At 48.8% G+C, this 25,260-nt stretch carries 27 protein-coding genes and 1 pseudogene; 11 read left to right on the top strand and 17 right to left on the bottom strand.

Annotated elements, in window-relative coordinates; translation table 11 throughout:
• Positions 1 to 94: 94 nt before the first annotated feature.
• On the bottom strand, positions 95 to 355 hold the full coding sequence (locus MKX63_RS10000; RefSeq protein WP_341016818.1) for a hypothetical protein: 261 nt from the start codon (positions 353 to 355) through the stop codon (positions 95 to 97).
• Positions 356 to 447: 92 nt separating this feature from the next.
• Between MKX63_RS10000 and MKX63_RS09995 the strand changes: the two genes are divergently transcribed.
• Positions 448 to 699, top strand: coding sequence for a CopG family transcriptional regulator (locus MKX63_RS09995; RefSeq protein ID WP_341016815.1), 252 nt, complete (start codon positions 448 to 450; stop codon positions 697 to 699).
• 140 nt (positions 700 to 839) lie between these two features.
• The gene (locus tag MKX63_RS09990; RefSeq protein WP_341016814.1) at positions 840 to 1,112 is read left to right on the top strand and encodes a DUF6809 family protein; all 273 of its coding nucleotides are present in this window, start codon (positions 840 to 842) and stop codon (positions 1,110 to 1,112) included.
• Between the two features lie 513 nt (positions 1,113 to 1,625).
• On the opposite strand, the gene MKX63_RS09985 is transcribed toward MKX63_RS09990, so the two are convergent.
• Entirely contained in the window at positions 1,626 to 1,991 is a 366-nt protein-coding gene (locus MKX63_RS09985) for a hypothetical protein (protein WP_341016811.1), read from the bottom strand.
• Between the two features lie 161 nt (positions 1,992 to 2,152).
• Between MKX63_RS09985 and MKX63_RS09980 the strand changes: the two genes are divergently transcribed.
• The 3 genes from MKX63_RS09980 to MKX63_RS09970 all read left to right on the top strand — a co-directional run bounded on the left by MKX63_RS09980 (position 2,153) and on the right by MKX63_RS09970 (position 3,658).
• Complete coding sequence (locus MKX63_RS09980) at positions 2,153 to 2,413, top strand: hypothetical protein (protein ID WP_341016810.1); 261 nt, start codon at positions 2,153 to 2,155, stop codon at positions 2,411 to 2,413.
• Positions 2,414 to 2,919: 506 nt separating this feature from the next.
• A complete protein-coding gene (locus MKX63_RS09975; protein ID WP_341016809.1) occupies positions 2,920 to 3,204 on the top strand; it encodes a hypothetical protein in 285 nt (94 codons plus the stop codon).
• 142 nt (positions 3,205 to 3,346) lie between these two features.
• A complete protein-coding gene (locus MKX63_RS09970; RefSeq protein ID WP_341016808.1) occupies positions 3,347 to 3,658 on the top strand; it encodes a Fic family protein in 312 nt (103 codons plus the stop codon).
• 321 nt (positions 3,659 to 3,979) lie between these two features.
• Here the strand turns inward: MKX63_RS09970 and MKX63_RS09965 are convergent, their stop codons facing one another.
• From MKX63_RS09965 to MKX63_RS09935, 7 genes and pseudogenes are all read right to left on the bottom strand, one after another.
• On the bottom strand, positions 3,980 to 4,339 hold the full coding sequence (locus MKX63_RS09965; RefSeq protein ID WP_341016807.1) for a type II toxin-antitoxin system RelB/DinJ family antitoxin: 360 nt from the start codon (positions 4,337 to 4,339) through the stop codon (positions 3,980 to 3,982).
• A 329-nt stretch (positions 4,340 to 4,668) separates the two neighbouring features.
• On the bottom strand, positions 4,669 to 4,911 hold the full coding sequence (locus MKX63_RS09960; protein WP_341016806.1) for a hypothetical protein: 243 nt from the start codon (positions 4,909 to 4,911) through the stop codon (positions 4,669 to 4,671).
• Complete coding sequence (locus MKX63_RS09955; RefSeq protein ID WP_341018690.1) at positions 4,911 to 5,735, bottom strand: hypothetical protein; 825 nt, start codon at positions 5,733 to 5,735, stop codon at positions 4,911 to 4,913. Before MKX63_RS09955 ends, MKX63_RS09960 begins: the two co-directional genes overlap by 1 nt.
• 84 nt (positions 5,736 to 5,819) lie before the next feature.
• A pseudogene (locus MKX63_RS09950) lies at positions 5,820 to 5,918 on the bottom strand (hypothetical protein); the annotation flags it as partial.
• Positions 5,919 to 6,185: 267 nt separating this feature from the next.
• Positions 6,186 to 6,575 carry a GNAT family N-acetyltransferase gene (locus MKX63_RS09945; protein ID WP_341016805.1) on the bottom strand — a complete coding sequence of 130 codons (390 nt, stop codon included), beginning with the start codon at positions 6,573 to 6,575 and terminating at the stop codon, positions 6,186 to 6,188.
• Between the two features lie 83 nt (positions 6,576 to 6,658).
• Complete coding sequence (locus MKX63_RS09940) at positions 6,659 to 7,576, bottom strand: DUF4037 domain-containing protein (protein ID WP_341016804.1); 918 nt, start codon at positions 7,574 to 7,576, stop codon at positions 6,659 to 6,661.
• Positions 7,498 to 9,027 carry an extracellular solute-binding protein gene (locus tag MKX63_RS09935; protein ID WP_341016802.1) on the bottom strand — a complete coding sequence of 510 codons (1,530 nt, stop codon included), beginning with the start codon at positions 9,025 to 9,027 and terminating at the stop codon, positions 7,498 to 7,500. The genes MKX63_RS09940 and MKX63_RS09935 overlap by 79 nt, the downstream gene beginning before the upstream one ends.
• Before the next feature lie 185 nt (positions 9,028 to 9,212).
• On the opposite strand from MKX63_RS09935, the gene MKX63_RS09930 reads away from it, so the two are divergent.
• The gene (locus MKX63_RS09930) at positions 9,213 to 11,552 is read left to right on the top strand and encodes an AraC family transcriptional regulator (RefSeq protein WP_341016801.1); all 2,340 of its coding nucleotides are present in this window, start codon (positions 9,213 to 9,215) and stop codon (positions 11,550 to 11,552) included.
• Here MKX63_RS09930 and MKX63_RS09925 read toward each other — a convergent pair.
• From MKX63_RS09925 to MKX63_RS09910, 4 genes are all read right to left on the bottom strand, one after another.
• A complete protein-coding gene (locus tag MKX63_RS09925) occupies positions 11,527 to 12,291 on the bottom strand; it encodes a hypothetical protein (RefSeq protein WP_341016800.1) in 765 nt (254 codons plus the stop codon). The two genes, MKX63_RS09930 and MKX63_RS09925, sit on opposite strands and share 26 nt — an antisense overlap.
• Positions 12,292 to 12,357: 66 nt before the next feature.
• Positions 12,358 to 13,113, bottom strand: coding sequence for a VOC family protein (locus tag MKX63_RS09920; protein WP_341016798.1), 756 nt, complete (start codon positions 13,111 to 13,113; stop codon positions 12,358 to 12,360).
• 130 nt (positions 13,114 to 13,243) lie between these two features.
• Positions 13,244 to 15,073, bottom strand: coding sequence for an APC family permease (locus MKX63_RS09915; RefSeq protein ID WP_341018592.1), 1,830 nt, complete (start codon positions 15,071 to 15,073; stop codon positions 13,244 to 13,246).
• A gap of 278 nt (positions 15,074 to 15,351) precedes the next feature.
• A complete protein-coding gene (locus MKX63_RS09910; protein WP_341016797.1) occupies positions 15,352 to 15,768 on the bottom strand; it encodes a MarR family winged helix-turn-helix transcriptional regulator in 417 nt (138 codons plus the stop codon).
• A 132-nt stretch (positions 15,769 to 15,900) separates the two neighbouring features.
• On the opposite strand from MKX63_RS09910, the gene MKX63_RS09905 reads away from it, so the two are divergent.
• Positions 15,901 to 16,374, top strand: coding sequence for a DUF2798 domain-containing protein (locus tag MKX63_RS09905; protein ID WP_341016796.1), 474 nt, complete (start codon positions 15,901 to 15,903; stop codon positions 16,372 to 16,374).
• Between the two features lie 154 nt (positions 16,375 to 16,528).
• Here the strand turns inward: MKX63_RS09905 and MKX63_RS09900 are convergent, their stop codons facing one another.
• From MKX63_RS09900 to MKX63_RS09885, 4 genes are all read right to left on the bottom strand, one after another.
• Positions 16,529 to 17,980 (bottom strand): glycoside hydrolase family 32 protein, encoded by a 1,452-nt coding sequence (locus MKX63_RS09900; RefSeq protein WP_341016795.1) that lies wholly within the window; start codon positions 17,978 to 17,980, stop codon positions 16,529 to 16,531.
• A gap of 63 nt (positions 17,981 to 18,043) precedes the next feature.
• A complete protein-coding gene (locus MKX63_RS09895) occupies positions 18,044 to 19,663 on the bottom strand; it encodes an extracellular solute-binding protein (protein ID WP_341016794.1) in 1,620 nt (539 codons plus the stop codon).
• Between the two features lie 18 nt (positions 19,664 to 19,681).
• Complete coding sequence (locus tag MKX63_RS09890; RefSeq protein WP_341016792.1) at positions 19,682 to 20,563, bottom strand: carbohydrate ABC transporter permease; 882 nt, start codon at positions 20,561 to 20,563, stop codon at positions 19,682 to 19,684.
• A gap of 12 nt (positions 20,564 to 20,575) precedes the next feature.
• On the bottom strand, positions 20,576 to 21,514 hold the full coding sequence (locus MKX63_RS09885) for an ABC transporter permease (protein ID WP_341018591.1): 939 nt from the start codon (positions 21,512 to 21,514) through the stop codon (positions 20,576 to 20,578).
• Between the two features lie 335 nt (positions 21,515 to 21,849).
• Between MKX63_RS09885 and MKX63_RS09880 the strand changes: the two genes are divergently transcribed.
• The 4 genes from MKX63_RS09880 to MKX63_RS09865 all read left to right on the top strand — a co-directional run bounded on the left by MKX63_RS09880 (position 21,850) and on the right by MKX63_RS09865 (position 24,966).
• Positions 21,850 to 22,890 carry a LacI family DNA-binding transcriptional regulator gene (locus MKX63_RS09880; protein ID WP_341016791.1) on the top strand — a complete coding sequence of 347 codons (1,041 nt, stop codon included), beginning with the start codon at positions 21,850 to 21,852 and terminating at the stop codon, positions 22,888 to 22,890.
• Positions 22,891 to 22,919: 29 nt separating this feature from the next.
• Positions 22,920 to 23,879 carry a carbohydrate kinase family protein gene (locus tag MKX63_RS09875; RefSeq protein WP_341018589.1) on the top strand — a complete coding sequence of 320 codons (960 nt, stop codon included), beginning with the start codon at positions 22,920 to 22,922 and terminating at the stop codon, positions 23,877 to 23,879.
• 257 nt (positions 23,880 to 24,136) lie between these two features.
• Positions 24,137 to 24,835, top strand: a complete 699-nt coding sequence (locus MKX63_RS09870) for a DUF6710 family protein (RefSeq protein WP_341016789.1) — start codon at positions 24,137 to 24,139, stop codon at positions 24,833 to 24,835.
• Positions 24,836 to 24,840: 5 nt separating this feature from the next.
• Complete coding sequence (locus tag MKX63_RS09865) at positions 24,841 to 24,966, top strand: hypothetical protein (protein ID WP_341016788.1); 126 nt, start codon at positions 24,841 to 24,843, stop codon at positions 24,964 to 24,966.
• The last annotated feature ends 294 nt before the right edge of the window (positions 24,967 to 25,260 follow it).

Raw genomic sequence — 25,260 nt, 5'->3', positions numbered from 1 at the left:
TCCTGCATTTCGTGCAAGATTCCCTTGTAGTGTCCTGATATGGGCAATTCAGAGATGCATTATCTGCAACATTTTAAGCGCATCTTCATGAGAACTACTTTCCTCTTACAGTTTTCTTTATATAACTCTTCGCTTCAGCCAAGGTTAATTGTGTAGATATAACGGATACGTTTAATTCTTCTTGAGTTGTTTCATTGTATAGTGATTTTTCACCCAATGAATCAAGATCTCCAATTAATTTGTTTCCTAAGGAAGGGAGTTTATTTTGAACCTCAATGATGGAAAAATAATTGTCTTCAGTCTGTACAGCAAAAAAACCTAACCGTCTATACTCTACATAGACTTGACCTCTCATTAACCCAATCCTCTCCCTTTACCATTATTCTTATCTTGTTCTGCACTTTTATTATTGTTAGCTTCATTTTTCGGCTGAAAAATAGATCAATCATGAAGGAACTCATTGACTTTTTGTTGCCACATAAATATACTTATCATGGACACAAAAAGTGGGGTGAAGCGATGTCGTCCAAAAAGATGGGCCGTCCACTATCTGACAATCCCAAAAGCGAATTGATCCGGGTACGTGTCGATCAAGAGATTTTAAGCAAGCTTGATGCTTGCACCGAAAAGCTCCAAACGACCCGTTCCGATGTTATCCGCAAGGGAATTGAAAAGGTGTTTGACGAGCTCCAAAAATAAAGAAGGAAGCAGCGTAAGTCCCGAGAAGAACACCGCTACTTCCTATCCCGCAACCGCTTGGATAAGCAGACTGCATAAATATCCTACCATGTGCAGGAATCTCATTCAAGCGGTGTGATGAACATAATGGGAGGACAAACATGAAAACAATTCTGGAAGCCCTGTACCATGGGAAGCTTCAACCCAATATGACTATTGTGCCGTCACATCCAGAATATCGTTTCGCATGCAAACAGGTGGCAGCAGAGACACAGCAATGGCGTGAACGGTTGGGTGAGGAAGTGTTTAGAGAGCTGGAGGAATATTTGGACTTGTGCGACAGCGTGAACAGCATGCATGTGGAAGCTGCCTTTCATCATGGGTTCAAGTTGGGAGCAAATCTATTAATTGAAGTAATGAGTAATCGGGCATGAGCCGCGAGGATATATCATTTGTATCTCAGATTAGTCCAAGAAGATCATTACCTCATGGTTAAATCTCTAGAATAAAGGGCTGGATAAAACCCAGCCCTAATCATCAAACCGTTCTAGGTTTTAACATTTCGCATATTGATGGGCTGAGATTAGGTAAAAATTCTCTAATTTAGAATACCATCCATCAGAACATCAAAACATTATTGATAATTAGATACTATAACCAAAGAGAAAGCTTAAATAGATCCAGGAACTGAAACTGTGCTTGAATTACCCGGTGCAAGGGTCAGCCACCCCTGATTTATTGTACGAATTCTTCCTGTCATCTTTGTCCGATAATATCCATCAGAAACATCAGTGAATTGTGCTTGATTTTCTTCAAAATTAGAGTATCCACCTTCGGTTAAGAAGAGCCTTGTCTCTCCGTTTGCCCATAAATGCAGAACTCTTTTGGAGCACCATATTAAGATCCACTTTTGACACTTGTGTATCTGGTTCGAAGGTTACCTTCCATCAAGAATAAACAGTACGATAAGTAGCGCTAATTGAAATATCAAGCCGCCCGTAGGAAACTGCACCAGCTTTTAAACTGTAACTTGGCTCATTGATTTTATCAGTGGTTTTGTTTTGGATAAGTTCAGATTCCTTATAAAAGTAGAGGGTTCTGGTTTCGCCGCCTTCAACAAATGTACCAGATGTTATAGTGGTCCTACCCTCTTCATCCACACTGTGATGAAGAGCTTCGCTAGAGTCCTTAGAAGTTGTTAAAGGCGCAAATTCACTTCCTGGATTTATCGTTCCGTTATTATCAGCAAAGACTGAAGACGAAATGGACAAAGTCAATATTAGTGAAAATAACACAGTAAACATCTTCTTCAAATCTACCACTCCTTGATTGAAATTTTAGATACTGGCCAGTAATCTCATTAAAGTATAGATTCCAATATATGGAATTACAAGAGATTTACGATTTTTTATTACAAAATTATATATTTTGTGCTAAATTATTCTTATAATTTCCACAGGAGGCTCTTCAAATTATGGACAATAAATTTCGCTTTTCGAGTAAAAAAATATACTTTTCCATATCAGATAATCTAGTATTAGTGATGGAAGCTTCCAAAAATAAAGAATACTCGCTTTCCGATGTTTGGGATTACACTACCCTATATTCATTAGATGTTGGTACCTCTTTTGAGGATTTCTATCATAAGAATGCTACTGAAGTTGGAGGTTACTTTTTTAAGGAATCAGATATAGAAGATATCTTTCGTTTAATTAAAAGTGAATCCCCTTGGTAAAGTTGAAATAATGCACTTACCCATATATCCGAATTTTACAACATACTTATTATAAAAAAGACTGGTTACGACGCATGGACAAGTTAGTGGAGTATAGCTTTGTTTATAAGACTATCGATTAATTCCGTTGCTCTTTGTCTCAGATCAACTTTCTTTAAGAGTAAAGAAACAAACTACTTAAATGGCTCTAAATTGATCTGAGAGGCATGTTTTGGTGACTTAAGTTGAACAATGAACGCTCCAAATTAAATAATCGACAGTCTATTTATGACTTGTTCAACACCGATTTGGCGGAACACTCAAACCCGATTTTTCGTTCAAGTTTTTTTCTACATATGGCACGATAAAAAGATGTCAATGATCCCAGCCTACTAAGCAAATTTCGCAAGTCGTGGCTTAATAGATATGAAGTTGCTCGATTTATTCATAGATGTAATCGACTACAATACAATTAGCTTTAAACCCTTGATATTGCTGAGTCTTAAAGTGTAAAAGGTGGAGTAATAGTGACTTACGTATTTGCATATAAACATTTCGACAACGCAAAAGACAGGTTAGTGTATCAGCCGAAAATAAATCCTTTTGATTATGAGATTCAGCAGCTTATTTTAGAAGCGGAGAGGAATATAGGTGCATTAGCAAGACTCGGCTTAAAAAGCCATCCTTTAACGTCCACTATTTTAATTAACTCTTTGGTTAAGACAGCTCATTTCACTACCAAAATCGAACAAAACAAACTGGAATTCAAAGAGGTTGAACAGCTTTATCAAAATTACAAAAAAATCCAATGACGATTAAACAAAAAGCTCACCTTAAATCCAACCCTTGACTTTTCAGATATGGATGAGTCTGTACCAAAGAAAATACAATATATTTTAATGAAAGAATTGACCGGTTATCCCGAAGGATATAGAAATATTCCAGTAGCTCCTCATGATGGTGATGGACATGTCACATGTCAGTTATCAGCCCCCAGCCTTTACTGAGGTTCCGCGTCTCATGCAGGCTTACTTCGCTTGGTTGTATACCAGCGTAACCGGATACAGTAACCCGTATGATACTACAAATGCTGATTTTAACAAAAAACTCCATCCACTCATCATTTCTGGGATAACTCACCATCTAATTGGCTATATCCATCCTTTTCCTGACGGTAATGGAAGAACCGCTCGTGCATTTTCTACCTTGGTCGGGTTGATTCATAGTGATTTAGCCACCATCAAGGATGCATTTAGTGTTGAGTAATTCTTCGATAAAAGAATTGAAGATTACTATGATACGCTGATGGAGGCCACACAAGGTAATTTAAAACCATTCATTGTTTTTTATCTGGAGTGCGTTAACGCATCACTTACGAAGGTTCTTAGACAACTGCAGCATTACGATAAAATCAAACATACTCGTGAATTGCTGGGCAAAGGACATGCCAAAACGATGTTTGAATGGATTAGCAGGATGGAGGATGGTGAGGTTTTCCATAGACAATTATTTGATAATACACTGGATGCCTCCTCCTCAAGTATTGCGAAGAATATTTCAAGACTTAAAGAATTGGGCGTAATTAAATCAGGCAGGGGCCGCGGAGAATATATCGTCTGTATCACGGATTAGTTCCATAGCTAAGCCCCACCGCTGAAGCGGCTTGGCCTTCTTTTGCATCAACAGCTCTATTCTGGGAATAGCACTTTGGATACGATATACTAAGCGGCTGGTGTCATCAATGCGACGACTCCATTTGACGTTGGACGGGTTATAGAAAGGATCAGTCTGAGTTGTGATTTCAAAAGGAATTCCACCTTGACGTAGTGACTGTCTAACAAAGATATTGATCGCCGTTGTCATGTTTAATCCCAAATCTGAAAAAAGCAATTCCGCTTCTTTTTTCAAGTCTTCATCAATGCAAATATTGATATTGGTTTGAGCCATTCTCAACACCTCTTTCGTTACTGAAAAATCCCACCACAACAATCTGTAGCAGGACTTTAAGTTGAGCTTATAGGATGATACTGTTCTAAGGGTTCGAGGAATTAATCAGCCTTCCCCGTGATTGAATAATGAAATTCCAGGAGAGCTAGGTACGTTTGGCCCTACAACAATTGGTACTAAAACAATGCTAAGAACCGTAAGAAGTATAACGACCCTTTTCTTCATGAGAATCTCCTCCCAAAATTAGTTAACCGTCACCATGAGTATATAAAGTTATGCCAGAGGAAATCGGTATGCTTGGTACTGTCACAATTGGTACGAAAATAATACTAAGAACCGTAAGAAGTATAACTGCCTTTTTCTTCATGAGAATTCCCTCCCAAAAGTAAAGTTTGATACTGTTCTTTTATCTCTTGACTGGCAATATTTCTAAACCTTTCAAATAGAGTTACACTTTCCAGTATATACTTCTCATTGTTTATCTGCTGGAAATTTTCTATTGTTTTTAACAACAAATCGAAACCTTTAGGATAATCGCCTTTGTGCAAATGGTAAAATGCAAGTTCATACATTAATGTAGCCCGCCGATCAAGTGCCAACTTCCGGTTACTTTATGCTTCTCTATATAGATTTTATATCGTTCAATAATTTCCTTTTCCCCGCTCCAAAGCCTTGCTAGACAAGTATTGGCTTCTGACCACTCCATAAACAGACTCTTCCAATGCTCAGCCTCATCCCCCTGCTCTCTCACCCATCTTAAATCAGCATAACGGCTTATGTAGCCCAAAGCTCCCTCATAGTTCCCAAGCTCATCACAAACATTCCCGCGCAACAAATCACTGTATGCAATGTAGAAAAACAGCGGTCTGCCGGGGAGCTTCGCGGGTTCTGTTGCTCTGTGTTCTTGCCGGACCTTAAGGTCATACTGTATTCTAGCCTTATGCCCCATCTTGGCAGCACATTCATCGACCTTGTCCCAGCGCTGTAAAGACCGGTATGTATTGGCGAGTTCCTTCAGTGCATCGAGCTGATCAACTTCATCAAGCCGTTCAACAAAAGGCTCAAATTGGTTCGCTGCCCACAGGTTCCGGTTTTGGTCATCGCTGAGTGAGATGGTAAACAGCCTGAAATGACATAGCGCCAACCGTTCGGAATGCTGGTAGCGTTCGGCTTCAGCAACAATCTCGTAGATAGCAGCAGCAGCTTCCTTTTTCCCGGCTTTGAAGAGTTCTTCTGCACTATCAAACAACAATGGAGCGTACATCAGATTGTCCATAATATGGCGGGCCAGGCGCTGAATACTGCCCAATTTGTTCAGGTCAGCACAGCGGAGCAATAGCGGTCCAATCCTTCTCCAGTCTGAGGAACCACGGATAATATAATCATCGATATACAAGTCATAGAAGTATCCTTTCTCCTGTCCCATAGCCTCGGTAATCCGATCTAGCTGCTGCATCGCAATAGGCCGGTGTCCGCGAAGAATATTGCTGAGTGTCCCCGAATGAAGCTGAGAACGCTTGGCAAATTCCGTAATCGATAATCCTTTCTGCCGCAAATACTCCTCCAGTTCCGATAACATCGTAGTCGTTGCCTGCAAATCCTAACCACCCTTCCTCTTTAATTTGTATTTATAGAATAAAATCCCTTTTATGTTATACAAAATATACCAGTGGTCGATTCATTAATCAAGTACTAATTATGTATTTTTCCTAAAATTTAAAATTTTGGCATTAAGGTTGCCACTATTGGTACAATGGCCATCCTGCTCAATTTCATGAATAGAGTTATGAATAGTTTCGGGCACAAAAAAAGACCTTGAGGATTCACTCAAGGCCTAGAAAAATGCTCACATCATATAACCCAAAATAATATCCCCGTTGTCCTCAAACTCCCCAGTCTCGGTGAATCCCACACTCTTATAGAGCTTATTAGCCGCTAGATTAATCGGGATATGCGATACCCTGATCTGTGTGCAATCCTCGCGGCTGCTCAGCATCTTAATTACCTCTTTAATTGCTGCTTTCCCATACCCTTTGCCCTGAAATCTTCCGTCAATCATAAATCTCAGAATCCAATAATAGCCGTCTGTATATCTCTCATTATCAAACAGAATAAATCCGACCATCTCTTCTTCATTGAAAATGCCGTAGGGTACAGAGGTAGGTTCGTTGGTCGCATGTACAAGTGAGTCGGCATTACTTGCCACCATGCCCAGTTGCCCGGCGCTTACGCTCAATTGAGTGCACTCCTGTTCCAAGTCAGGGGTTATCTTATGTAATTGAATATTCACAGTGTAATCAATCCTCCATAATGTCTGATCTAAAATGCACTAAAAATATGAAACGGTTTTTGAAAAATCATACTGTAGTTGTCAATACACTCTAATTCAATCGAATCATGCTTAATCATAAATTGCTTTATATTTTCATGGACTTTCATAAACTCTTTATAATCATCTTCTTCACAATGTGATGCAGCTATTTTATCAAGAGCATCTCTTAACCCAAAATCCTTTTGTAAATTAACTAATCCCGCTGATAACCATTTCGTTGGATAAAAATATTGATTATTTAGGACATATACCAGCCTGAGCATTGCTTCTATTGCTCTATATTGATAGATCCGTCCTTCAATTATATTGTTTCTTTTCAATGCTTCGCAGAAATTGTACTGTCCACTGTCATTAATTGTAACCCATAGACCACGAATAATCTTCTTTTTAATCTCATCCGGATAGCATTCAACCTTTTTTTGCGATAATGCCAATACTCCTCTTGGGTCCCACACTGGAATAGCTCTCATAATATTGTTTAACGCATAAGGATCAAACTCATTCCAGAATCTATCCATTTCATCATTCATAAGGAGATCAAATTTCCAATACGCTCCGCTAAACCCATAGGATACTCGTACTCCTTGATGCCAGTATGTTTCCCCTGTAAAAAGTTCTCTGATTCTTTGACGGATATCCCCATCAATATCCATGTCGATATAATAATCTAAATCAATATCCGATTGTTCATCACAGAATCCATATGCAACCGAACCTTCAATGAAAATCATCATATTATTGACAACCTGTTCAGAAATCAATCGGAGTTTAGGAAGTATTGCAGTTTCGAAATGTTCCTTACCCTTTCTTACAAACTCATTCTGCCTCACTCCTCCACCCCCCGCTCCCTCGCCGCCGCCTCCCCATACTCCTGAATAATCAGGCTGCCGCCGCTGGCGTTCCATTTCTCGACCTCTCCGGCGAAGCCGGCGGCGTCGATATTGCCGAGAATATAGTTGTAGGTGGCGTCTGTGATGATGGCGGAGAGCTCGGCGTTCTTCTCGTCATAGGTCGGCGAGGTTAGCGGCACCGTGGGATCATCGACCAGGAACTGCTCGTTATCCCGGCTGAGCTGGTCGGCCAGGGCGGTGAGCTGCTCCTTTTGTGCGACCTCCTTGATATGCGGGTTGCCTACATCGGCGATCATCAGGGAATTGAGCGGATTGACCTCATACACCCGCAGCTGGGATGTCTCTTCGGGAAGAATCACCTTCCCCTCCCCGTCCAGCTTATAGTGGCGGCCCTCGAAGCCGTAAGCCATCAGGTTGGCGACATCCTCATCCATTGTGCGGTCGAAGAATCCGAGCACCTGCTTCAGCTCCTGCTCGGTAGCAATGGCTTTACGTGAAAAGAGGTACAAGCCGTTGTACTTGGGTATGGACCATACCTTATATCCGTCCGGACCCTTAATCCGGTTAGTCAGCGTCAGCTCCGCCTTGGGGTTGATCACTTTGGCCTCAATGGATAGCCGCTGCACGTCCGTCATGCTCCCGATGAAAATCCCCGCCGTTCCCCGGATGAACTTGTCGCGCTGTACCTCTTTGCTGGTCAGGGCGAAATCCTGGTTAATGATCCCCTCCTTGTATAATTTGCGCATGAAATTCATCGTGTTCATATATTCAGGCGTGGCGAATTCCGGAATGAACTGTCCATCTTCAATTGTCCAGTTATTTGGCGTGCCGAAATAAGAGCTTAACGTCTTGAATACCCCGTACACCAGATCGTTACGGTCCACCAGCCCGAGGGTATCTGCCTTGCCGTTGCCGTCCGGGTCATTCATGGTGAACTGCCTCATCACCTCATACAGCTCCTCCAGTGTTCCGGGCGGACTGAGGTGCAGCTTCTCCAGCCAGTCCTTGCGGATAATAATGCCCTGCCGGGAGGCCGGTCTTTCCGTATAAAGGCCATAGATTCCGCCGTCCACCGAGGTCTGCTTAAGAATCGCCGCATTCAGCTGACTGAGATTTGGAAATTCCGCCAGATAGGGACCAATCTCCCAAAAAGCGCCGGAGCGGATCATATTCTTGACCGGATTATAATCGGTGAATTTCACGAACGTCACTTTGCCGAGGGAGCCGGTGGTCAGTGCGGTATTCATTTTGTCGGTGTAGACGCCCTCCGGCACCCAGGTAATATCGAGCTGAGTCCCGGTCAGTCTCTCAATCTCGTCGATCAGCTCCGCCGAAGGCGTCTGCGGAAAATGCAGCGGTGCCAGAATTGAGATCGGAGCCGGGGCACCCGCTGAATCGGAACGCTCAGACTCTCCCCCGCTGCAAGCGCTTAACATCATGAACGATAAGAACAGGATGAAGCACCCTGCCAGAGTATTCTTCCTGCCCGTTAACCGGTTGAACATTCCATAACCCCCTGAAGCGTATTATTTATCTGCTCTAGAAGCCTATCTATTGAATAATGTAGCTTATGTATGAATGATTAGAGAAAATGATTATTGCGGTACCAGATGATTATTGTTATTATCCTTCGTGATGCATACACTTAAGACAGTGATTTCCCTATTTCATGCAAAGGTGCTGAACTCTGTTGAAACGTCTTAGCTTTCTCAGTAAATTAACTATGTTTGCGTTCGCCATCAGCATCCTGCCGGTGCTGTTCATTGGCTCGTTCTCCTACTTCACATCCTCCAGCGAAATTCAAAAAAATGTTAACGAAAGCAAAAAGGAACTCATTTTACAAATCACCTCAAATGTAGAGCATAAGCTGAATACTGTCAACCAGACCTTGAACCAGGTCGTCAACTCTTCGGTGCTGAAGAAGGCGCTGAACAACCCGCTGAATGAAAACGATTTCATTTTATATAATGACATCCGCAATGAGATCCGTAATATGCAGTCCTTCGATACGCGGCTGGAGGATGTCATCCTGCTCAACCAGCGACAGAACTGGATGATTAAGAATTCCGGACTCTATCGGCTGAATGAATACCGCAATTACGAACAGCTCACTAACCTGATGAATGTGGAGGGCTCCTCCTCCTGGGTACTGAACCCCTCCTCCCTGTTCTACAGCGAAGAGAGCATTAATGTGACGGGCTGCAATTACAGCATCAGCCTGATTAAGAAGCTGCCGACGACCAAGCTGCAGAAATACGGACTGGCTCTGGCCAACATTCCGGCCTGCAGTCTTCAGGACTTCATTAATCCCAATATGCAGCCGCTGGACAGTATTATGGTGCTGGACAAAAGCGGACGGATTCTGCTGCATCCGGACCGCAAGCTGATCGGAGAGCCGGCCACAGCGGCCGGATTCACGGGTTTCCAGCAGATCGCCTCTGCCGCCGAGCCGTCGGGACAATTCAAGACCAAGCTTAATGAAGCCGATTATTCAATCACCTATATGCGTTCCCAGCTGAACGGCTGGATCTATCTGTCGGCCACCTCCATCAAGAGTCTGACCCGCGAATCGGGCAAAATCGGCACCTACACGGTATTCGTCTGCACGTTCATGCTGCTTTTGTCTGTGCTGCTGGCGTGGCTGGGCTCCCGGCGCATGTACACGCCTATCGAACGGCTGCTCACCCAGATTGGACTGCGCCGTCCAGGTCTGCGGGCAGGGCGTACGGATGAATTCCAGCTTATCGGCGAGCAGGTGCATTCCTTGTTCCAATCGAAGTCACAGCTGGAGAAGGAGGTCAGCCAGCATCTCGGACAGGTGCGGACCTTCTTTCTGATTCAGGCATTCGGAGGCAATCTGAGAAGACGCGAGCTGATGGAGGAGCTGGAGCAATACGGGTACGGCAAGCAAGTTGAGGAGTGGAAGACGATGGCTGTCATTACGCTGAGCATCGACTTCTCCGAGGAGAACAGCTATGAGAAAAAGGATCTCAATCTGCTGTTATTCGCTGCGCATAATATGACTCAGGAGCTCGTCTCTGCGCAGCACAGGCTAACCCCTGTGATGATGGGCCATGCCCTGACTGTCGTCATCGGCAGTGAGGATGAGAGCACGGAAGCTTTTCACCGGAGGCTCTATGCGCTTACGGAGAAGCTCCAGCAGGAGATTAACGGGGTCCTGAAGCTGCAGGTCAGCATTGGGCTGAGCCTGCCGTTTCATTCGATTGACAAAATGTCCATTGCCTACCGGGAGAGTCTGGAAGCACTAAAGCACCGGATTACTCTGGGCAAAGGCATCATTATCCAGTACGAGAATATTAACTCCGGCAAGCACTATCTTAATCTCAACTATCCGACCCACACGGAAAATGACCTGATGGATGCCATCAAGCTGGCGGACAGCGATAAGGCGAAGGAGCTGCTGCATAAGCTGTTCAAGTGTATTTTTGCATTGGGACTGTCGCCGCAGGAATATCAGATTCCACTGACCCGGCTGCTGAACAATACGCTCATTATGATGCAGGAATCGGGAATTACGCTGAATCAGATCTACCACGCGGGCGGCTCCCTGTTCGAGGAGCTGACCGATCTCCATATCGTGGCTGAGATTGAGGACTGGTTCTGGACCATCGTGATCCAGCCGGTTATCGTTATCTTCCACAGCAGGCAGAACGCCCAGTATCATAACATCTCCGAGAAGCTGATCGACATCGTCCAGCATGAGTATGACCAGGATCTGACGCTGGAGGAGTGTGCTTCGCGGCTGCATTATAACGCCAATTATATCAGCAGTGTGTTCCGCAAGGAAACGCAGTATTATTTCAGTGATTACCTGACCATGTACCGGTTCAAAATGGCCAAAAAATGGCTGGAGGAGACCGATATGCCCGTGAAGGATATCGCCTCCCGCCTGAGATACAACAATTCACAGAATTTCATCCGTTCCTTCCGCAAGCAGGAGGGGATGACCCCCGGCCAGTACCGGGACAGCTTCCACACGAAGCTTAGAGCGGTCCCGGGCGATGAGTAGGCGCCTTGCCTTCAGGCGGAGCCTTAAGCTTGCGAAGCTTTCTTTTTCTGATAAACCATGTTAGAAGTACAGCCAGAATAAGCAAGATAACGCCTGCTGTAATCGCAATATTCCTGATATCCGGTACATAGACGACCAGCCGGATCGGCTCGGAATCCGCAAGGGACACATGCCAGGTTAACGTGTTGCCGTCTTGCTCAGCCGCATTATTAGCCCCGTATAAATCATAGGGAATGGTCAATTTGAAATCGACGGAGAAGCTGCCCATAAGCAGCCGGACCAGAGACTTCGGAACATTCAAGCTGCCCAGACCGTCGATAATCTCATCGGAGTAGGCGTTCAGCTTCGGCTGGGCTACAACGTCGTATTTGGTATACAGCCACCTGTCACTCTGTCCTACTTCAGCCTCCACAATATCAAAGCCGCTGCTGCTGTTCTTCAATTCCTCCATGGAGGCGTAGGATTTCTGAAATTGGTATTCGGTGGATTTGCCGCTTGCTGTCTTCTTCAGCTCTATGCCTGCAGCTGCCAGCCGCTCAGAGAGCAGATCCTCCACCTTGCCGCTGACCAGCTTCTCTGCCCGGGCGTCCAGCATAAGACTGAAGGCCAGATCCAGGGAGCCGTCCTTCTTCACGGTCATATGAGCCGTGCCTTGCGCGCAGCCTGTAAGCAGCAGGACAAGCATGAGCATAATCAGTATTGCCTTGATTCTGGTACCGTTCAATCTGCGTTTCTTCAACCTCTGTCCCTCCATCCGCTGACTGTTGCTGGTGACTTAACCGTGTCTTGCCGGGCGAAGTCCCGCTCACTCTGAATTGCGGATCTGCAAATCGCCAACCCTCATTGTCTTGCCGGCGTGCTCTGCACGATTGCAGTCCATGAGCACTTCTACTCCGTATGTACTTGTACCCGATTCCCGGAACCGTATCACCTGTGAACCCAAATGAATGTTCAGAGTATCTCCCTGCTGCTCGCAATCAGGGAACAGGGCATGAATGATCTCCAAGTCCTCCAGCGTTAAGGTCCCCTCAACCGTCACCTCTGCAATCCCCACGATATCATTCTCTCTGCTATTCGGTACCATGTACTGCTCCATGAAATGCCTTGATTTCTCATCGTTCATCTGCTGCAGGAAGAACTGAAACGGCACTCCCTTGAAGGCAGGAAGATAGCTGTTACGCCAAGGCATCGTCCGGGTCAAAAGATTAAAAAACCAGCGGAATCGCAGCGGCTCCGGCGCGGTGATCTCGATATTCAGCGCCTTCAGCCTCTGATATGTCGCATCAATATCGTCTACTTCCAGAGCGAAGCCGACTAGCCCCCGGTGACCTTTCAGATAACGGGTAGTCCACTCGCTGATCCATCCGCCGCCGTCTCTGGTTTTGATTCGGACAAGCTCGAAGTATTCCCGGCCGATCCACAGATTGGATACCTTGAAGCCTCTTGTTCCCTTCCCCCATTTGGGCTTATACGGCAGTCCCATGGCCTCGATCTGCCTGATAACCTGTTTATCCTCCTGCACAGATGCATCCACATTAACAACAAGGTGATCAATTTTCAAGCTAACTCCGCTCCTGTCTGCTGATATCACTCAGAGTCAGCTTACCACATCCTTATAATTGGATAAAAGCACAGAAAGCCCCCAGCCTGCGGATATCCGTAAGCTGGAGGCTTCCCTGCGCATCATCCTGTTATTTTTTCAAATGATAAGGGACGGTAGTGATGATTACATTGCGCCGGTACAGCAGATGCGTGCGGATCAGCAGACTGGACTGGTTATGCAGAATATTATGCCAGCCCTTCTTCGGTATGAATTGAGGGACGATGACGGTAACCTGATAATTCGACTCGCTGGCCTTGCGCTGAACCGTATCAATGAACTTGGATAGTGGATGAATGATGCTGCGGTAAGGCGAATACAGCGTCACCAGCCGCACCTCCGGATGGAATTTCTTCCACTTCTCTTCGAAAATAGCGTCATCCTCCCGCTCGAACGGGATGTGGACAGCGATAATCTGCTGCGCGCCCAGCGACTTGGCGTACCGCAGGGAATTCTCCACCACATGGGTGATACCAGCCACCGGCAGGATGATGATATTCCCCTCAATCGCCAGCGGCGGCTCCCCGCAGGTGGTTACCCGCAATTGATCAGCCACCGATTCATAATGCTTGTAGATGCGGTAGAAGAACAGAATAATCAGCGGCAGGAAGACCAGCACCGGCCAGACCTGCGTGAATTTGGTCAGGAAGAACATCATGGTAACAACGAAGCTGATCAGCGCCCCAATCGCATTAATGATCAGCTTGGGCAGCCAGCCCTCCGGCCTGTGGCGGAGCCATTTGACGATCATGCCCGTCTGCGACAGAGTGAACGGGATGAATACCCCGACTGCATAGAGCGGAATAAGATGCTCCGTCCGCCCCTCAAAGGCAATAATCAGAATAATCGACAGGATGCCCAGACTGAGAATTCCGTTCGAGTACCCCAGCCGGTCGCCGCGCACGGTGAACATCCGGGGGATGAATTTATCCTTCGCCAGATTCACAGCCAGCAGCGGAAACGCGGAATACCCGGTGTTCGCCGCCAGAACCAGAATTAAGGCTGTCGTTCCCTGCACGACATAATACATGAAGCTACGGCCAAAGACATGCTCGGCAATATCGGACACCACCGTGACCTGTTCGCGCGGAGCAATGCCGTAATAATAGGCCAGGAAGACGATGCCTGAGAATAACAGTGCGAGCAGAATCCCCATCGCCGCCAAGGTTTTGGCTGCATTATTCGGTGCTGGTGCCTTGAAATTGGGAATCGCATTCGATATCGCCTCTACCCCCGTCAGCGCCGAGCTGCCCGAGGAGAACGCCCGCAGCAGCAGGAATAGGCTGATCCCGGCCACCGGCGTTCCCAGTGAGGAATGAAGCTCTGCCGGTACTCTTCCGGTCAGCACATTGAACAGCCCCAGCCCGATCATAATGAACATCGCCAGGACGAACAGATAGACCGGATACGCAAGGAAGGATGCCGACTCGGTGACCCCGCGCAGATTAAGTGTCGTGATCAGCAATACGAAGATGATGGCAATAAGCACATTGTAAGGATGCAGGCTCGGAAATGCTGAAGTGATTGCATCCGTTCCCGCAGAGACACTGACCGCTACGGTTAGTATATAATCGACGAGCAAGGAGCCCCCGGCAATCAGACCCGGATATTTGCCCAGATTCTCCTTGGATACGACATAAGCCCCGCCGCCCTGGGGATAGGCGAAGATGATCTGCCTATAGGAGAGTATCAGGGCCAGCAACAGCACCAATACCCCGCCTGCAATCGGAATGGAGTACCAGAATGCGGCTGTACTTACCGTGATCAGCACCAGCAGGATCTGCTCCGGACCATAAGCCACAGAGGACAAGGCGTCCGAGGACAGAATGGCCAGGGCCTTGGTTTTGTTAAGCTTCTGTTCTTCCAGCTGATTGGACTTCAGCGGCCGTCCGATCAGGAACCTTTTTACCGAAGACATCATCATCACTCACCGACTTTTTTTAAGTTATATTACCCCTGATGTACGAATACAATCTGGACCTTTAACTGGATACATACACTATTTTTGCTGCCGTTCGATACTACATTAATTCTTTTATCACCATCTGTATATATGCAGATATCCTAGACAAACACCAAACCATGAATAATAAATGTAATCCGCCGAAAGACACAGCAAAAAGGACCAAGCAGGCTTTCCGCTCCGTCCCATTTGCTTATTTCAGCTTTTTTTGCTATATTCAGCCATTTTCAGCCGTCTCAGAGCCAGTCCTGTATAAGCAGCGTCCGCAGCAGCTCCGCCTGCTCCCTGCCAATCCGGGCCGTGATTTCGTCCTCAATCTTCTGCTTGATCTCCAGCATACTCCGGCAAGCCGCTGTCCCCTTCGCAGTGAGCACGATAGGCTTGTCCCGGCTGTTCCCTTCCTTAACAGCTGTATTTACATAACCTTCGGCCAGCAGATGGTTGATCGTCTTCTGTGTCCCCTGGCGGGAAATGCTGATCAGTCTGCTGATCTCTGAAATGGATAGAATGCCGTGTTGCTCCAGCATCGCCAGAATATGCGTCTCCGTCTTATTCAGCGGCTCGCCGCTCATCTGGTTCACCTTGTCCCGCAGCACCTTATGCTTTTCGCTAATCATATCGACCAGATTCAATCCGCTTATGTATTCATTCATTTACAAGACCTCCATGATAGAAATGCAGTTGCGGTACCCCTTGCCCATATTGTCAACCAGGTTGACAATAATCCTTCCTGCTGCTACTATAAGTGAAGTTTGAAAAACCTACATTTAAGGGAGTTCTGTAACATGGGCAGTAACAAAAAAGAAGCTTTAATTTTCACCAGTATGATGTGTTTTTGCATGGTTGTCTTTATGTCTTTTTACAATGTGATTATAGCGAACGGATTCAACAGCAGACTGTTTATGGATGTGGCTGCGGGCTTGCTCCCGGCACTTGCCGTTGCCCTGTTCTGCGATATTGTGGTGGTAGGCAGAATTGCCAAAGGGCTGGCCTTCAAAATAGTGAAGCCGTCCGCACCCCAGATCCGCAAAGTACTGACGATCTCGTGCTTCATGGTCTGCGGCATGGTCATCCTCATGTCTCTATACGGCACACTAGCACACTTCGGATTCGGGGGCAACTTCTTCCGGCATTACTTCTCCATCCTGGGGCTTAATTTCATCTGCGCCCTGCCGCTCCAGCTGCTGGTGGCCGGTCCGCTGATCCGCTTCCTGTTCAGCCGGATGTTTCCGGTCCGTACAGCAGCACCGGGCATCTAAGGCTGACTGAAACCAGCTCCCCACATTCCCGTATACGTGCATGTCCGTGAGGCCATGGCTGCGGTGTTCCCGCCACACCAACAAGGGTGTTCCGCCAGCCATGATCTCACGGCTGTGCGGAACACCCTTGTCCCGGGTTCATCCTATTGATTATTTATTCCATGAAAGACAAGCGTCCCTCCCGCAGCCGTACACTGCCGCCCTTAGCATAAAAGCTCAGGCCCGAGCAGATGCCTCCGGGGAAGATCAGGCTGGTGATGGCGGCGAGGCCGTCATTAACGAATACCTCCACCGAACAGGTATCCAGCAGGATACGCAGGTTCTCCAGGCTGCCAATTCCTATGGCGTACTGGGGATCGGGGAATATCTCGGAGAAGCCGGTCTCGCCGGACTGATCTCTGCGCAGGGTGAAAGTACCTTCGGCAGCGGAATAGACGAGCTCGGTATACTCGGTAGCGGTATGATGAATAATAAGACCGAATTCTTCCGCTTCGTTGTCCGCAAGCGCAAGCCGCAGCTCCAGGGCTGAATCCTTGCACTTGATATCCTGGGGCTCGCCCGGTATCAGCAGCATCTCCGGCAATGTCCCAGACTCTGCCGCAAAGTAACGGTCAAGCTCCGCTACCGGATGCTGGCGGATCAAGGTCCTGCCTTCTGCATTCTGCAGCGTCAGCACCCGCGGAATCGTCATCGCGCCGCGCCAGCCCTGGCTTGGAATCTGATTGGCATATCGCCAATTATTCATCCAGCCGATGAAGATCCGCCGCCCGTCCGCTGCCGGAATACCCGAGAAGCTGACCCCGGCATAATTGTCTTTGCCGTAATCCAGCCAGCGGATATCGCTGTGCTCAGGCGTGAAGACGGAGCCGTCGAACCCGCCGACGAAATATTGCGTCCGCGAGCCATATCTCTGCCCGCTGTTATCACCGATGCTGACCAGCAGCACCCACTTGCTGTCTTCTGTCCCTTCCACCGGGAGCTGGAACAGGTCCGGGCATTCCCATACTGCATCATGCGATCCTGCACCCTCGCCGAATTCACTCTCCAGGCTCCACTCCCGCAGATCCGGCGAGGAGTAGAACGTGATCGTCTGATCCGTCGCCAGCACCATCATCCATTTCCCGTAGGCCTCGGACCAGAACACCTTCGGATCACGGAAGTCAGCCTTGGAAGGATGCGCCAGCACCGGGTTACCTGCATACTTGCTCCAGGTCCGGCCATTGTCATGACTGTAGGCCAGGCTCTGTCTCTGCACGGAAGGCGACGTCTCCGTCGGCTCCAGATGACTGGTATAGATGGCAACGATACCCGGCTTCTCCGGGAACAGTCCACTCGTGTTCTTCCAATCTACGACTGCGCTGCCGGAGAACGCATAGCCGTGATCGTCCGGATACAGCGCAATGTCCAGCTCCTCCCAGGTGATCAGGTCCTTACTTACAGCATGACCCCAGTGCATAGGCCCCCAGATGGAGGAATGCGGATGATACTGATAGAACAAATGATATTCCCCTTCGAAGTACACCAGTCCATTCGGATCATTCAGCCAATGCTGCCCCGGCGTAAAATGCAGCGCCGGCCTGTGTATGGTTCTCCCGATAATCTCCACTCCATTACCACCTTTATCTGTTTATAGGTTATCTGTTCTTCATGTGCTGCAGCTAGTGCAATCTCAGCCCTTGTTCTTAAGGTAGCTGTCATATCCGGCCTGCTTGATCTCCAGCCATTTGTCCAGCCCGAGTCTGGACAGCTCTGCCTGATAATCGTTCCATTCCTCTTCCACTTTACCTGTCTTGGTCCATTCCGCACGCTTGCGGTTGACATAAGCGAACAGGTCCGTCTCGATATTCGTGAGCGTCTTCTGATCCTCCAGCGAATAGAAGACACGCGGGAAGTTATTATCAGCCTTCATATAAGGTACAAGTCTCTCCTTCATGAGGTCCAGCCGCCAAGCGGCATCATCCGGCTTCGTGGTCACCTTACCGTAGTATTCATCCAGAATCGCCAGCGGTCCGCCGATGCTGGTCTTTTGGCGCAATTCAACCGGGGCCGCGCCTTCCAGCGGCAGATGCTTCAGCATTTTGGCCGATTCATCGTATTCAAAAATATTCTGCTGCGTCTCATCCCCATACGTTCCCCAGTTATCCTCCACCGACTGCTGCGGCTCATAGAGCTGGTCAATCCACTTGGCGGTAAGCTCCAGATTCTTATTCGAGCCTGTAATCACCATCCGTCCGCGGTCAAAGCCGAAGTTATTCGTCCGGGTCACATTAACCTCTCCGTCCGGCCCGGCAAGCGGCTGCATCAGATCATATTTATCATTGAAGCCGGTAATATTGGATTTATCCCACTGGAAGTAGACGCCGTAGCGTTCACTCTGCCCTTTGGCCAGATAGGTATTGTAATCCTGTTCGAACGCCTCTTCATCGATCAGATCGAGCGCATACAGCTCGTTCAGATACTTAATGCCCTCTTTATATCCGTCCTGGCCCGCGGTGAAGACCACTTTGCCGTCATTGGTAACCACCGTGTGATCGCCGTTATCCCCAGGACCGAACGAGCCGAACAGGAAGTTCATATCCTCATTGCTGTTATTCAGCACAAAAGACAGGGGAATCTCATCCTTCTGGCCGTTCCCGTTCGGGTCATCATTCTTGAAGGCGACCAGCACCTGCTTCAGTTCCTCCGTCGTGGTTGGCATAGCCAGTCCCAGCTTCTTCAGCCACTCCACATTGATCCACGGCATCCCGTTGACCGAATGAATGCTCTCCTTGCCGGAGCCCAGCTCCTCTATCCATGGAAAAGCATAGATATGCCCGTCCTGCGCGGTCATCATCGATTTGTACTCCGGCGCGGCAGCCAGCACCTTCTGCAGATTCGGCATGTATTTCTCAATCAGCTCCTCCAGCGGCACAATCGTTCCGTCCTTGCCCAGGGTCAGCAGATCATAATCCGAGTAAGCAGCGTCGATGATCGCATCCGGCAGGTCGCCGCTGGCTACAGCCAGATTTCTTTTCTCGATAAAAGCGTCGTTCGTGTAATTGGTGAAATCGATGTGGACCCCGGACTTCTCCTCCAGCCGCTTGTAGATCAGCTTCTCGTTCGGATCGGCAGGCGCCAGCGCGGAGCTCTGAGACATGAAATGCAGCGATACCTTCTCTTTAAGCGGCAGCGTCACGTTCTCCAGCTTATAATCCTTAGAGGCCGAGGAATTACCGTCTCCGCCGCCGCAGCCCGCAAGCACGGAAGCCGAGAGTGCCAGCACAGACAGGGTTTGCAATGATTTTTTCATATGAGATTCCCCCTATTATTATTTAATGGAGCCGACCATAGCACCCTTCTCGAAGTACTTCTGGAAGAACGGGTACATCACAATAAGCGGCAGGCTGGAGATGACGATCGAAGAATACTTGATCATTTCAGACAGCTTCTTCAGCTCCGCCTGGGCCAGTGCATCGGCAATCATGCCGGGCTGCACCTGATTCTGAATCAGGATCGAACGCAGCACCAGCTGCAGCGGGAACAGCCGCGAATCGTCCAGATAAATCATGGCATCGAAGTAGGAGTTCCACTGCCCCACGAAGGCATACAAGGCCAACACGAAGATAATGGGCTTCGACAACGGCAGGACAATCCGGAAAAAAATACCCAGATCCGAAGCCCCGTCAATACTCGCCGCCTGAAACAGCTCCTTGGGCAGACCCTGGAAATAGGTCTTCGCCAGAATAATATTGAACACGCTGATCGCCCCCGGCAGAATCACTGCCCACACCGTGTTCAGCATCCCCAGATCCTTCACGACCAGATAGGTCGGAATCAGACCGCCGCCGAAGAACATCGTAATCAGGAAGAAGATCATCACCGGCCGCTTCCCGGCCAGCCCCTCAATAGACAGCGGATACGCCGCGAAGACGGAGAAGAATACCGTAGCCAGCGCGAAGGCGGCAGAGTAGAACAAGGCGTTGAAGAAGCCGCGGATCATCGCGTCGTTGCTGAGAATCCGGACATAGCCTGTAATCGTCCAGTCCGACGGCGCAATAGCCAGCCCCTTCGTAATGAGCACATTCGGTGTTAAGAAGGAGGCCAGCACGACGTATACCAGCGGGAACAGAATGACCAGGATGAACAGGCCAAGCAATAGATAAGTGACAACAAGCAGAATCCGGTCCTTCCCGGAATATTGAATATCCATACTTTCCTCCTTTTAATACAGCCCTTCCCCTTCGTTCAGCCGCTTGACGACCGTATTGACGAAGACCAGCAGGATTACGTTAATGACGGAATTGAATAATCCGATAGCGGTGGAATAGGCATAATCGCCCGCCTGCAAACCCACCTTGTAGACATAGGTGGCAATAATCTCCGAGGCAGGAGTGTTGAGCGCTGTCTGCATCAGGAAGGCCTTCTCATAGCCGATGGACATGATGCCGCCTGCGGCAAGGATGAACAGCACGGCCATCACCGGCCGGAGCGCGGGCAGATCGATGTGGCGGATGCGCTTCAGCAGGGAAGCGCCGTCAATCGTCGCCGCATCATGAAGCTGCGGATCTACACCCGCCAGCGTAGCTACATAGATAATCGAGGACCAGCCTGCTGTCTGCCAGATGCCTGACAGAATATACACGCTGCGGAAGTAAGCAGGATCACTCATGAAGGACACCGGCTTCCCTGTAAAAGCAGTAATAAGCGCGTTCACCACCCCTGTCGGCGACAGAAAGACAAACAGCATCCCTGCGACAACCACGACCGAAATAAAGTTAGGCGCATACACAATCAGCTGGATGTTCTTCTTCAGCTTCGCGCTGCGGATCAGGTTCAGCATAAGCGCCAGCACAATCGGCACCGGAAAACCCAGAATCAGCCCGTAGGCGCTTAATTTAAGCGTGTTCATTAGAATATCGTAGAAATTCGGCGAGGAGAGGAACCGCTGGAAGTGCTCGAAGCCCACCCATGCGCTGCCCATGATGCCTTTGCGCGGGCTGAAATCCTTGAAGGCTATCATCGCGCCGTACATTGGAACGTATTTGAATATAACCGTGAGAATTACAGCTGGAGCCAAGAATAAATACAGGATATAATTCCGGCGCATATAGCTTAGCCACGACCTATGCCTGGTGAGCCCTGTTCTCCCGGGTTGAGCCATCGGATTTGCCAATCTTCTTCCCCCTTCTTAATTTTTTGCATTCGCCCCTAATGAATAGGTTTTCATTTTTACATTTGACCATGTTTTGCATTTACAATTTATCAGAGAATCTGACAAGAAGTCAATGCATTTTGTGCAAAAAAATAAATAAATTCGTGCATTATACGATGCAAATGTAACAAATACATATAAAACAAGCATTCACTAGTTATTATTCACTTGAATATGTAAATATAATTTGTGCATTTGTAAAATTACGTTGTCAATTTTGCTGATATGCTATATATTAGGTAACAGAGACTACAAATATGGGGAATTAAAGGTGGAACACAGTGATGAAGAAAGCCAAGGTCACCATTCAAGACATTGCCGATGCCCTGGGAATCTCCAGAAACACGGCCTCCAAGGCATTGAACGGCGCAGAGAGCGTTCCTCCAGAGACCCGGGAGAAGGTACTCAGCAAGGCCGCCGAGCTTAAATATAAACAATTCTCTTATATGGAGACCGCAGGCAGCCCCTCCGAGCAGCAGGGCAATATTGCCCTCCTGACCAGCAACCTGCCCAACAGCTCTCACTTCGGCTCCCAGCTGCTCAGCGGACTGGAGAAGCGCATCAGCACAGAGGGCTACACCCTGTCCATTTATTTTGTCCGGGAGAACGATATTAACGCCATGGCTCTGCCCGGTAATTTCGAGCCCTCTAATGTGGACGGGATTATCTGTATTGAAATGTTCAATACGGAGTACAGCGGGCTGATTACCGGCCTCGGTATCCCCACGATCTTCATCGACTGCGCGGCGGACATTGTCTACCCTGAGCTGAAGGCGGATCTCTTGCTCATGGAGAATGAACACAGCGTGTATGCGATGACCCGTAAGCTGATAGACCACGGTGTGCAGAGCTTCGGATTCGTCGGCGATTATAACCACTGCCGCAGCTTCCATGAGCGGTGGACCGGCTTCAACCGCGCCCTCTCCTCAGCCGGTATCCCGCTGGATCCCGAATCCTGCATTGTCGGCCAGGACAAGGATTACCTGCTGGAGGCGAACTGGATGGATCAGCAGCTGGAGGCGCTCGGCCAGTGGCCCTCCGCCTTCATCTGTGCGAATGACTTCATTGCCATCAGCGTGATGAAATCGCTTAAGAACAGAGGGGTCAAGGTACCCGAGCAGGTAGCGGTCTGCGGCTTCGATGACGCTTCGGAATCGCGGGTCATCGAGCCTCATCTCTCGACCGTACATATCTACAGCAGCCATATGGGGATTGTCTCGGCTGAGATGCTGCTCTCCAGAATCAAGGACCCGGCCCGGCCTTATCAGGTCACACATGTCGCCACTGACGTTCTATTCAGAGACTCTACTCCCGTTCCGAACTAATTCCGCAGGAGGTTACTATCGTGCAATCCATGAATACAGTCCTTTGTGTGGGCGAGCTGCTCATTGATTTCTTCTGCACCGAGGCGGACGTAAGCCTGACTGAAGGACGTCATTTCACCAAGCAGGCGGGCGGGGCACCAGCGAACGTAAGTGCAGCCATCGCCCGGCTCGGCGGTCACTCCGCCTTCCTCGGCAAGGTCGGAGCCGATCCCTTCGGCCTCTTCCTGAAGCAGACGCTGGAAGAACAGAGCGTAGACACCTCAATGCTGCTGCTTGATCCCGCAGCACCAACTACACTGGCTTTCGTCTCACGGTCAGCCAGCGGGGAACGCGATTTTGTGTTCCACCGCGGGGCAGACCAGCTGCTTAGGCTCGAAGAGCTTGACCGGGCAGCTGTACAGGACGCTTCCATGCTTCACTTCGGTTCGGCCACTGCCCTGCTCGCCGAACCCTTCCGCGAAGTGTATATAACGCTAATGGATGATGCGAAGGCGAATGGGCAATTCATCTCCTTCGACCCCAATTACCGGGGCGACCTGTGGGCCGGCCGGCAGGAGGAATTCATTACGCTGTCCAGAGACGGTATCTCCAAGGCCGATCTGGTGAAGGTCAGCGACGAGGAGCTGCAGCTGATTACAAGCCAAGCGGACTGCAATGCTGCCCTCGATCTGCTGCATGAATGGGGAGCCAGAGCAGTAGCTGTTACTCTAGGCAAAGATGGCACCCTCATCTCCTCCCCGGACTCCCGGTTGCTGGTCCCAAGCATTACCATAGAGTCCATCGATTCCACCGGTGCCGGCGATGCCTTCATCGGAGCACTGCTCTGCCGGATCAGCCAGCTGGCCCATCCGGCAGAGTTCACCCGCAGCGCGGAGCTGCAGCGGGACTTCGTCACCTTCGCCAACCGGGTGGGGGCGATCGTCTGCACCAAGATCGGGGCGATTGCTGCGCTGCCGACACTGGACGAGGTCCAGGAGTATGCCGGGTAAGCTCAGGAGCTTAGATGTATCGGTATCTGGTCTTGGTACCTTAGTATTACAAAAGGTGTTCCTTAGCCGTCTGATTGCAGACGGCCAGGGAACACCTTTTTGTGTAGTAAGCTTTATTGCTGCCAGGACCGGTGCCGGAGAACCGCTGTGGAGTCGCTGCTAAACCAATCTTTACCTGCTGTTTTCATCACAGACACAGGAGCTTGGCACGTAATATGATAAGCACAATATCATACGACTGAAGGAGCAGTAGGTGCATGAGTGCGAAACAAGAATTCGATAATCTCATGGCGTTTGCCAAGGATTTAATCAATGAGAATCTCGGCTTTTATTACGATATTAATTATGGCTACTTCCAGCCGGAGACCCACCCGGTTGTGGACTTCATCCGGCTGATCGGCAGACGTATCCAGAGCCAGCTTATGCTGATGCCCGCGCTCTACGGGGAGGTTAATCAGATGGAGCGGATGTTCTCGGACAACCTGTTCTTTGATGAATGGGCCGAGGTTACGCTGGATGGACGGAGCTTCCACTTCCTGATGCGGCAGATCGACAATAGCAGCAGGATCATCAACCTGGCACGTGACCTGGTCTTCCCCTCCCCCTGGGTTCCCCGCAAGCTGCGCGACAGCCTGATCCGCATCGGTGAAGGCACCCTGAACGGAAGCTGGCGGCAGGATAAGGATCATCAGGTTACCCTATGGCTTCCTCTCGGCATTTCCTTCGTGGAAGGCTCAGGCCATCACTCCATAACGGCGGGAATCGCCAAGGGCGAAGGGGAGCTCTACCCCACCTCAGTGTATGACATCAGTCTCATCTATGATCACGTGTACACCGACGGCAGGTATTACTACAGAACGCATGATCATTCGATCATCTCCGAGGTTCATTTCGTGGAATGTGCCGCCATCTTTGAGATCGGCCGGATCATGGCGGCGCAGAAGATTATTTTCTGAGGAACATGCTGCGGAAGGAGATCTTAACAGTGGCGGTGGGGATGATGATGGCGGTGACGATGGGTAGTGACGGTGGCGATGTGGTGGTGGTTATTCCGGAAATAATTGGATTCCCCACACTTGCTATGTAGTTATTAGCAAGCGAACCCTTCGGGACTCAGGTGCGCTTAATTGCCGCAACAAGCAGGACTTCACGAGGCTTGCGGACTCAGATGCAGCTATTTACTGAGCTTCAGCCGAATTCCGTCCAGCAATGTTGTGATAAACGCACTGGAGTCCTTTGCCCGGACAAACTACGCAGAATTCAGTAAATAAGCGCGCTGGAGTCCGCAACTCCTCCCCTTATCTCTTGGGATTATGGCCCATGTACTGAGCCAAATATTATTTTCTATGCATCCTCCTGTTAAATCGAACATTCTCGGCGT

The sequence above is a fragment of the Paenibacillus sp. FSL R7-0179 genome (assembly GCF_038002265.1).
In the GTDB taxonomy this organism is placed as follows: Bacteria; Bacillota; Bacilli; order Paenibacillales; family Paenibacillaceae; genus Paenibacillus_AQ.
Note: the sequence above shows the minus strand (reverse complement) of the source record. Positions and strands in the feature narration are given on the sequence as shown.

Excerpts from the sequence above, each read along its gene's own strand:
- MKX63_RS10000 (WP_341016818.1), bottom strand. The coding sequence starts at position 355 with ATGAGAGGTCAAGTCTATGTAGAGTATAGACGGTTAGGTTTTTTTGCT.
- MKX63_RS09995 (WP_341016815.1), top strand. The coding sequence starts at position 448 with ATGAAGGAACTCATTGACTTTTTGTTGCCACATAAATATACTTATCAT.
- MKX63_RS09990 (WP_341016814.1), top strand. The coding sequence starts at position 840 with ATGAAAACAATTCTGGAAGCCCTGTACCATGGGAAGCTTCAACCCAAT.
- MKX63_RS09980 (WP_341016810.1), top strand. The coding sequence starts at position 2,153 with ATGGACAATAAATTTCGCTTTTCGAGTAAAAAAATATACTTTTCCATA.
- MKX63_RS09970 (WP_341016808.1), top strand. The coding sequence starts at position 3,347 with ATGATGGTGATGGACATGTCACATGTCAGTTATCAGCCCCCAGCCTTT.
- MKX63_RS09965 (WP_341016807.1), bottom strand. The coding sequence starts at position 4,339 with ATGGCTCAAACCAATATCAATATTTGCATTGATGAAGACTTGAAAAAA.
- MKX63_RS09960 (WP_341016806.1), bottom strand. The coding sequence starts at position 4,911 with ATGTATGAACTTGCATTTTACCATTTGCACAAAGGCGATTATCCTAAA.
- MKX63_RS09940 (WP_341016804.1), bottom strand. The coding sequence starts at position 7,576 with ATGGAACGCCAGCGGCGGCAGCCTGATTATTCAGGAGTATGGGGAGGC.
- MKX63_RS09935 (WP_341016802.1), bottom strand. The coding sequence starts at position 9,027 with ATGTTCAACCGGTTAACGGGCAGGAAGAATACTCTGGCAGGGTGCTTC.
- MKX63_RS09915 (WP_341018592.1), bottom strand. The coding sequence starts at position 15,073 with ATGATGTCTTCGGTAAAAAGGTTCCTGATCGGACGGCCGCTGAAGTCC.
- MKX63_RS09910 (WP_341016797.1), bottom strand. The coding sequence starts at position 15,768 with ATGAATGAATACATAAGCGGATTGAATCTGGTCGATATGATTAGCGAA.
- MKX63_RS09905 (WP_341016796.1), top strand. The coding sequence starts at position 15,901 with ATGGGCAGTAACAAAAAAGAAGCTTTAATTTTCACCAGTATGATGTGT.
- MKX63_RS09895 (WP_341016794.1), bottom strand. The coding sequence starts at position 19,663 with ATGAAAAAATCATTGCAAACCCTGTCTGTGCTGGCACTCTCGGCTTCC.
- MKX63_RS09890 (WP_341016792.1), bottom strand. The coding sequence starts at position 20,563 with ATGGATATTCAATATTCCGGGAAGGACCGGATTCTGCTTGTTGTCACT.
- MKX63_RS09885 (WP_341018591.1), bottom strand. The coding sequence starts at position 21,514 with ATGGCTCAACCCGGGAGAACAGGGCTCACCAGGCATAGGTCGTGGCTA.
- MKX63_RS09880 (WP_341016791.1), top strand. The coding sequence starts at position 21,850 with ATGAAGAAAGCCAAGGTCACCATTCAAGACATTGCCGATGCCCTGGGA.
- MKX63_RS09875 (WP_341018589.1), top strand. The coding sequence starts at position 22,920 with ATGAATACAGTCCTTTGTGTGGGCGAGCTGCTCATTGATTTCTTCTGC.
- MKX63_RS09870 (WP_341016789.1), top strand. The coding sequence starts at position 24,137 with ATGAGTGCGAAACAAGAATTCGATAATCTCATGGCGTTTGCCAAGGAT.
- MKX63_RS09865 (WP_341016788.1), top strand. The coding sequence starts at position 24,841 with ATGCTGCGGAAGGAGATCTTAACAGTGGCGGTGGGGATGATGATGGCG.